Origin of the sequence: Ideonella sp., assembly GCF_044358605.1 — a bacterium.
Classification (GTDB): Bacteria; Pseudomonadota; Gammaproteobacteria; order Burkholderiales; family Burkholderiaceae_C; genus Ideonella.
In genome coordinates, this window is record NZ_JBIKNQ010000066.1 from 21,105 (window position 1) to 28,674 (window position 7,570).

The following is a 7,570-nucleotide window of genomic DNA, read 5'->3' on the forward strand; positions in this document are numbered from 1 at the left end:
GCAAAGTAGGCTCAAAACCTCAAGGCGCATGAATGGAAGACGGTTGTGGCGACGGTTTTGCAGCAGCGGGGCCCGACGTACCCCCACACCAAGCCCTGTTTGCAGGCTGCCAAAAGGGCCTTGGAGCCCCTCGCAGCAACGCTGCCAGGCAGGGTGTGGATAACCGGAGATAATACCCTAACGCCCCACAATGCCCGTGGGGTTCTGGCCCTTTTTTCATGGTTCCAAGCGGGCTTTACAGCCCACTTGGCGGCACTTTGCCAAGGCAATGTGCCCTCGACCTGACACTGCACCTTCCAAGGCACTTCCCCCATGGCACTCACCCCCACGGATGTGAGCCGGATCGCCCATCTGGCGCGGCTGGACATCTCCCCCCAAGAAGCCGACGCCATGCTCACCCAGCTCAACGGCTTTTTCAGCATCGTCGAGCAAATGAGCGCGGTTGACACCCAAGGCGTTGAGCCGCTCTACACGCCCCTCTCCGCCGTCCAGGAAATCCACCTGCGCCTGCGGGAGGATGCCGTGACCGAGGCCAACCAACGCGCCCGCAACCAAGCCAGCGCCCCGGCCGTGGAAGACGGCCTGTTCCTCGTGCCCAAGGTGATCGAATGATGAGCGCCCAAGACCTGCATCATCTGGGCGTGGCAGCCTTGGCCCAGGCCATGGCCGACAAGACCGTTTCCAGCGTTGAAGTGACCCAGCACCTGCTGGCCCGCGCCCAGGCCCTAGCGCCTTTGGGCTGCTTTTTGCACCTGGACGGCGACGCGGCCCTCAGCGCCGCCCGCGCCGCCGATGCAGCCCGCGTCAGCGGCCAATCCAGCGCGTTGACTGGTGTGCCCCTGGCCCACAAGGACATCTTCGTCACCGCCGACATGCCCACCACGGCCGGCTCCAAGATGTTGGCCCACTACCGCAGCCCCTTTGATGCCACGGTGGTGGCCCGGCTCAAAGCCGCCGGTGCGGTGTCGCTGGGCAAGCTCAATTGCGACGAGTACGCCATGGGCTCGGCTAACGAGAATTCAGCCTACGGGCCGGTGCACAACCCCTGGGACACCCAGCGCGTGCCCGGCGGCTCCTCAGGCGGCTCTGCGGCCGCCGTGGCGGCGCGCCTGCTGCCCGCCGCCACCGGCACCGACACCGGAGGCTCCATCCGCCAGCCCGCCAGCTTCAGCGGCATCACCGGCATCAAGCCCACTTATGGGGTGTGCAGCCGCTACGGCATGATCGCCTTTGCGTCCAGCCTGGACCAAGCCGGCCCCATGGCCCGCAGCGCCGAAGATTGCGCGCTGTTGCTGTCTGCGATGAGCGGCTTTGACGAGCGCGACGCCACCAGCGCCGAGCGGCCCGCCCAAAATTTCCACGCGCAGATGTTGAGCGCCCGTGAGGGTGCGAACGCCAGCCAGCCGCTCAAGGGCTTGCGCATCGGCTTGCCCAAAGAGTTCTTCCCTGCCGCCTTGGCGGCCGACGTCAACGGTGCCGTGCGCAACGCCCTGGCCGAGCTGGAAAAGCTGGGCGCCACCTTGGTGGATGTGAGCCTGCCCCGCACCGAGTTGTCGATCCCCGTCTACTACATCATTGCCCCCGCCGAGGCCAGCTCCAACCTCAGCCGTTTTGACGGCGTCAAATTTGGCCACCGCGCCGCCCAATACGACGATCTGCTGGACATGTACAAAAAGACCCGCGCCGAGGGCTTTGGCGCTGAGGTTAAACGCCGCATCATGATCGGCACCTATGTGCTCTCGCACGGCTATTACGACGCCTACTACCTGCAGGCGCAAAAACTGCGCCGCATGATTGCCGACGACTTCCAGCGCTGCTTCACCCAGTGCGACGTGATCGCCGGCCCCGTGGCCCCCACCGTGGCCTGGAAGATCGGCGAGCAAGGCGGCGACCCGCTGCAAGCCTATTTGGCCGACATCTTCACCCTGCCCGCGTCGCTGGCCGGCTTGCCTGGCATGAGCGTGCCGGCGGGCTTTGGTGCGGGGAATATGCCGTCATCGGCAGGGGGCACGCCTCGCGGCATGCCCGTGGGCCTGCAGCTCATCGGCAACTACTTCGCGGAAGGCCAACTGCTGCACACCGCGCATGCGCTGCAGCAAGCCACCGATTGGCACACCCAAGCCCCCGCAGGAATCTGATCATGTCCAACACTTCTCAACTCGTGCGTGGGTACGAGGTCGTGATCGGCCTGGAAAACCACGTCCAACTCTCGACGGTTTCCAAGATTTTCTCGGGCTCGTCCACCGCTTTTGGCGCCGAGCCCAACACCCAGGCCAGCCCGGTGGACCTGGCGCTGCCGGGCACGCTGCCGGTGCTCAACCGCGCGGCGGTCGAGCGCGCCATTCGCTTTGGTTTGGCCGTCGGGGCCAAGGTGGCGCCACTGTCCATCTTTGCGCGCAAGAACTACTTCTACCCTGACCTGCCCAAGGGCTACCAGATCAGCCAATTCGAGATCCCGGTGGTGCAGGGCGGGCAGGTCGAGTTTTTTGTGGGCGATGTCAAAAAGACCGTGCAGCTCACCCGCGCCCACCTGGAAGAAGACGCGGGCAAGAGCCTGCATGAAGACTTCCACGGCCAGTCGGGGATCGACCTGAACCGCGCCGGCACCCCGCTGCTGGAGATCGTCTCTGAGCCCGACATGCGCTCTGGTGCCGAAGCAGCTGAGTACGCCAAGACCCTGCATGCCTTGGTGATGTGGCTGGGCATTTGCGACGGCAATATGCAAGAGGGCTCCTTCCGCTGCGACGTGAATGTGTCGGTGCGCAAGCCCGGCAACCCTTATGGCACGCGTCGCGAGATCAAGAACCTCAACAGCTTCCGCTACTTAGTGGACGCGGTGAACTACGAGGTCAACTGGCAGATCGACGAGATCGAGGACGGCCGCAAGATCCAACAAGCCACGGTGCTCTACAACCCCGACCGGGGCGAGACCCGCGCCATGCGCAGCAAGGAAGACTCGGCCGACTACCGCTACTTCCCTGACCCGGATCTGCCACCGCTGGTGATTGCGCCTGAGTGGGTAGAACGCGTGAAGGGCGAGATGCCGGAGTTGCCGCGTGCGATGGCCGCACGTTTCGTCAGCGACGATGGCCTCGCGGTCTATGACGCCACGATGATGACGCAGAGCCTGGCGTTTGCCCGCTACTACGAAAGCGCTCGTGACGCCTGCAAGGCGCCCAAGCTGGTGGCCAACTGGCTGATGGGCGAGGTCAGCAAACGGCTGAACACAGAAGGCCGCGCGATCGACACATCACCCGTGGCCCCGACGGTGCTGGCCACGCTGATCTCCCGCATCCAAGACGGCACCCTCTCCAACAATTCGGCTCGTCAAGTCTTCGACGCCCTCTGGCTGGGTGAGGGCGTTGACGTTGACGCCCTCATCGACGCCAAAGACTTGCGTCAGTCCAATGATGCGGGGGCCCTGGAAGCCATCATCGACACGGTCTTGGCCGCCAATGCCAAGTCGGTGGAGGAGTTCCGCGCAGGCAAAGAGAAGGCCTTCAATGCCTTGGTCGGCCAGGTGATGAAGGCCTCAAAGGGCAAGGCCAACCCGGCACAGGCCGGTGAGTTGCTGAAGCGCAAACTGGGCGCTTGAGCACGCCCCAAGACCGCCCCCAGCCTCGTGCTGGGGCGGGGCTTCAGAACTTGTGCACGAAGTCCGGCAGCACCAGCTCGCAGTTCAAAACGGGGCCTTCGCCCTCTTGCCAAGTGGCGCGGCGGCCCATCAAGGCCAACGTCACCGTCTTTTTGGCATCGCGATAGCGCACGGTGGGCTCGCGCAGGCGCTTGACGGCCCACCACGTCTGCCCGGCCAGCACCCGTCCGGCTCGCGGAGTGAGATCGGCTTGCAACATCACACCACCGTCGCACTGGTAGCGCGCGGACCCGGCCTGCGCCAAGGGCGCACACAGAGACAAGCAGAGCAGTGCACCCCAAGGTGCCAAGCGGTGACTCATGGTTTGGCTCCAGACACAGCGCCCAATGCAGGCCACAAGGTTTTAAGTTGGGCCAGCTCTTGGTCAAGCCGCTGGTTCATGCGGTCGCGCTCGGTTTCGCGGTCTCGCAACACGGCCGATTGCACCTCCAGGGCGGCGCCGTTGGTTTCCAGGCGCTGACGGAAACCCGAAGCCGCCGACGGATTTTTCTCGATCTTGATCTGCTGCAACAGTGCGTCCCGCTCACGCTCCAAAGCCTGCAGTCGCGTCTTGGACTCGCCCATTTGGCGCAGCACCGGCTCCAGCGCCTTTGCGCGGGCTTGGGCGTGAGCTTGCTCGTGGGGATAGCGGCGCAGCAGCTGTCGCTCTTTGCGCAAGGCCTCGTCTTGCTGCGCTTGGCTTTGCAGTGCTGCTTGCTTTTGCTCCTCCAGCCGCGCCAATTCCTCGGGGCTGGCTAGGGGACGGGTAATCGCACGCACCGAGCCATCGCGGTTCAAGAGTTTCTGCTCTTGGCTTTGGCACTCCGGAATGGGACGGTCAGAGCTGAGGCGCCGACCATTCTTGTCGATGCAGCTGAATATTTTGGGCGCTGGCGCGGGCGCCGGTGCTTGTGCCCATGACGCGTTCACCCACAGCGCAGCCAGCAGGAGCGCAGCGGTGAAGGCGAACCGGGGAGCGTTCATCTCAAATGCCGTAGCGCTGGCGGTAGGCGGCCACCCGCTCAGTGTTAGCGCGCAGGGTCTCGTCGCCGGTGGTGGCGAGAAAGGCCATCAGGTCGGCCAGCGTGGCAATAGACACCACCCGCAAGCCCACCTCTTGCTCAACATACTGTACGCCCGAGCGGGGGTTGGCCGGGTCGTCCTTGGCGCGCTCTTGGCGGTCCATGGTGATGGCAACGCCCACCGGGGTGGCGCCTGCTGCGCGGATCATGTCGGCGGCCTCGCGTTTAGAGGCACCATCGGTGATGACATCGTCAATGATCAGCACCCGGCCCTTGACCGGGGCCCCCACCAAGGTACCGCCTTCGCCATGGTCCTTGGCCTCTTTGCGGTTATAGGCATAGGGCACGCTCTTGCCCTCTTTGGCCAAGCCAATGGCCACCGCAGCCGCCAAGGTGATCCCTTTGTAGGCCGGGCCAAACAGCATGTCGAACTCCAGGCCAGAGGCAATGAGCCGCCGTGCATAGAATTCGCCCAGCCTCATCAGCTTGGCACCGTCGTCAAACAAACCGGTGTTGAAGAAGTAGGGGGACAGCCGACCTGCCTTGGTCGTGAACTCGCCGAAGCGCAAAACCCCCGCATCGACCGAAAACTTCACGAATTCCTGAGCCAGGGCGTCGGTGTGCGGGGTCGTTGTCATTGCGAAGGATTCGTCAAGTGGGTTTCAAACTCGTCACGCTTAATCTCAACGGCATCCGCTCAGCAGCCACCAAAGGCTTCGTGGAGTGGGCCGAACAAGCTGCTGTTGATTGTATTGGCGTCCAGGAGGTCAAAGCGCAAGCGGCCGACATTGAGGGCCGTTTTGAGCAAGTGGCTCAGATGCCAGGCTACTTCCACTTTGCCCAGAAAAAGGGCTACTCCGGTGTGGGGCTCTACACCCGCCACCAACCCAGCGACGTGATCCGGGGCATCGGCGTGCCGGAGTTCGACGACGAAGGCCGCTGGGTGGAGCTGCGCTTCGACAAACCTGGTCGCAAGCTGTCCCTCATCAGTTGTTACTTTCCCAGCGGCTCGTCGGGTGAAGAGCGCCAGCAAGCCAAGTTCCGCTTTCTGGCCGCCATGGCCCCGCGCCTGCAAGCCTTGCGCGCCGAGCGCGAGTTCATTCTGGTGGGCGACCTCAACATCGCCCACCGTGAGGCGGACCTGAAAAATTGGAAGGGCAACCTCAAGAACAGCGGCTTCCTGCCGGAAGAACGCGCCTGGCTGACCCAACTTCTGGACCCCACCCAGGGTGGCCTGGTGGACGTCTATCGCCGCCTGCACCCCAGCACCACCGACGAGTGCTACACATGGTGGAGCAACCGGGGCCAGGCTTATGCCAAGAACGTGGGCTGGCGCCTGGACTACCACTTGGCCACACCCGCCCTGGCGGAGCACGCCCACTTGGCCGCCATCTACAAACAGCAGAAGTTCAGCGACCATGCGCCGCTGACGGTGGAGTACGGTTTCAGCCTGTGATGCAAATCCGAGACGTACCGATCAAGGGCCGGGCGGTGTGGCAAGTGACGATCGTGCGCCTAGGATGAAGCAGCCTTTCATCCTAGGGCTGCTGACCGACGGCCACCTGGACCTTGTCTCGGCCGGCCTTGAGCACCATGACACCCGTGTGATTGACGGCCGACTCAATCGGTTCTTCCGTCACTCAGAGCCGGGGACGTACGCCGCATCCGCGTTGGCATGCAGCGCCTAGGTGCACTCCGCCGTGAAGCAGGTGCGAACTGCCCCACTCTGAATGAACTGGGAATGAGAACACATCGCTTCGACCCAACCCCGAGCAGGTCCAAGACACTGTCTGTTTAGGCATGACCCTCAGCCAAGCCCTGGGTCGCACGCTGAGGCAATGGGGTCGCCCGCACCATGTCGGCAAGGAGCTGGATGACCAAAGCGCGGAGATCAAGGCGGTGGTTGATCCTGTATGGGAAGGCCTCAAAGTATGGGGTTGCTACTTTGAAACTTGAAGTGCTTGTGAGCGCCGGAGATGGCAGTCTTGAAGTCGCCCAGGATGGTGTTCACCCATGTGAAGGCAGACAGTTCACGCGGCTTGCGTTGGTTCGCGCCGATGAAAGAGTAGGCGCAACGAGCATCGATGACGCCTGCAAAGCAGTTCAATCCATCGCTCAACAAACTGGAAGATCTTGGCGCGTCCAGTGCGCCACGGAGTTTTGAGCAAAGCCAGGCACGGGCGACATCTTGATCTGTACAAGCACACCTTGCTCTGTGATCGAGACCGCAGCGACAAAGCGCACCTTATTGGGCGAGCCTCGGCCACCTAAGCCCGGCCGCTCGCCACCCAGATAAGCATCATCAACCTACACATCGCCGCTGAAAGGTGCTGTGTCATTGCACTGCGCCTTGGTCAACATGATCTTTTGATTCACCGTCCAGGCAGTCCGGTACGAGACCCCCAATGGACGCATCAGAGCCAAAGAGGACAACCCAGTCTTCGCTTGGCGCAACAGATACGTCGCCAAGAACCATTTGTGCATTGGCAACTTGCTTCTGTCCATCATCGTGCCCGCCGTCAGCGAGGTTTGATGGCGGCAAGTGCGGCACTGCACCAAGACCCGACCACCCTGACCGATGCGGTAGTGTTCTTGCCCATCACGGCGGGGACAGTGAAACCCGTTTAGCCAGGGCAGAAGTTCCAGCGCACGACAACATTGCGCCTCACTCCCAAAGCGATCAGCAAAGTCGTGAACCCACATCCCACTCTGAAATTTCACTCGATTGATCGACATCGTCGCGGCACCTTGAAAGAACAATGCCAGCTTCTCAGACCCCAGGCTCACCAGTTGAGCTTTGCTGAGCTTGGTGCCGAACCAGGAAGGGCGATGCGAATTAGCTGTCACGTCTCATGTGATCATTGGCCGATTCGAAGCTGGCCGCTACTTCAGGCCAGAGCTGTCCTGAGCGAGT

At 62.7% G+C, this 7,570-nt stretch carries 9 protein-coding genes; 5 read left to right on the forward strand and 4 right to left on the reverse strand.

What is annotated here, in order from left to right; all coding sequences use genetic code 11:
• Nucleotides 1-312: 312 nt before the first annotated feature.
• The 3 genes from gatC to gatB are packed head-to-tail and all read left to right on the forward strand — an operon-like array spanning nt 313 to nt 3,595.
• A complete protein-coding gene (gene gatC / locus ACIQ3Q_RS19260) occupies nt 313-612 on the forward strand; it encodes an Asp-tRNA(Asn)/Glu-tRNA(Gln) amidotransferase subunit GatC (protein ID WP_396270819.1) in 300 nt (99 codons plus the stop codon).
• Nucleotides 612-2,138, forward strand: coding sequence for an Asp-tRNA(Asn)/Glu-tRNA(Gln) amidotransferase subunit GatA (gene gatA / locus ACIQ3Q_RS19265; protein WP_396270820.1), 1,527 nt, complete (start codon nt 612-614; stop codon nt 2,136-2,138). The genes gatC and gatA overlap by 1 nt, the downstream gene beginning before the upstream one ends.
• Before the next feature lie 2 nt (nt 2,139-2,140).
• Entirely contained in the window at nt 2,141-3,595 is a 1,455-nt protein-coding gene (gene gatB, locus ACIQ3Q_RS19270) for an Asp-tRNA(Asn)/Glu-tRNA(Gln) amidotransferase subunit GatB (RefSeq protein WP_396270821.1), read from the forward strand.
• Between the two features lie 43 nt (nt 3,596-3,638).
• Here the strand turns inward: gatB and ACIQ3Q_RS19275 are convergent, their stop codons facing one another.
• The 3 genes from ACIQ3Q_RS19275 to pyrE are packed head-to-tail and all read right to left on the reverse strand — an operon-like array spanning nt 3,639 to nt 5,294.
• A complete protein-coding gene (locus ACIQ3Q_RS19275; RefSeq protein ID WP_396270822.1) occupies nt 3,639-3,956 on the reverse strand; it encodes a hypothetical protein in 318 nt (105 codons plus the stop codon).
• Complete coding sequence (locus ACIQ3Q_RS19280) at nt 3,953-4,618, reverse strand: hypothetical protein (protein WP_396270823.1); 666 nt, start codon at nt 4,616-4,618, stop codon at nt 3,953-3,955. The genes ACIQ3Q_RS19275 and ACIQ3Q_RS19280 overlap by 4 nt, the downstream gene beginning before the upstream one ends.
• 1 nt (nt 4,619) lies before the next feature.
• A complete protein-coding gene (pyrE, locus tag ACIQ3Q_RS19285) occupies nt 4,620-5,294 on the reverse strand; it encodes an orotate phosphoribosyltransferase (protein ID WP_396270824.1) in 675 nt (224 codons plus the stop codon).
• A gap of 17 nt (nt 5,295-5,311) precedes the next feature.
• Here pyrE and ACIQ3Q_RS19290 point away from each other — a divergent pair, with 17 nt between their 5' ends.
• Together ACIQ3Q_RS19290 and ACIQ3Q_RS19295 are read left to right on the forward strand one after the other, a co-directional pair.
• Entirely contained in the window at nt 5,312-6,112 is an 801-nt protein-coding gene (locus ACIQ3Q_RS19290; RefSeq protein WP_396270825.1) for an exodeoxyribonuclease III, read from the forward strand.
• Nucleotides 6,113-6,456: 344 nt separating this feature from the next.
• Complete coding sequence (locus ACIQ3Q_RS19295) at nt 6,457-6,612, forward strand: hypothetical protein (protein ID WP_396270826.1); 156 nt, start codon at nt 6,457-6,459, stop codon at nt 6,610-6,612.
• Nucleotides 6,613-6,963: 351 nt separating this feature from the next.
• On the opposite strand, the gene ACIQ3Q_RS19300 is transcribed toward ACIQ3Q_RS19295, so the two are convergent.
• A complete protein-coding gene (locus ACIQ3Q_RS19300) occupies nt 6,964-7,503 on the reverse strand; it encodes a transposase (RefSeq protein ID WP_396270827.1) in 540 nt (179 codons plus the stop codon).
• Between the last annotated feature and the right edge of the window lie 67 nt (nt 7,504-7,570).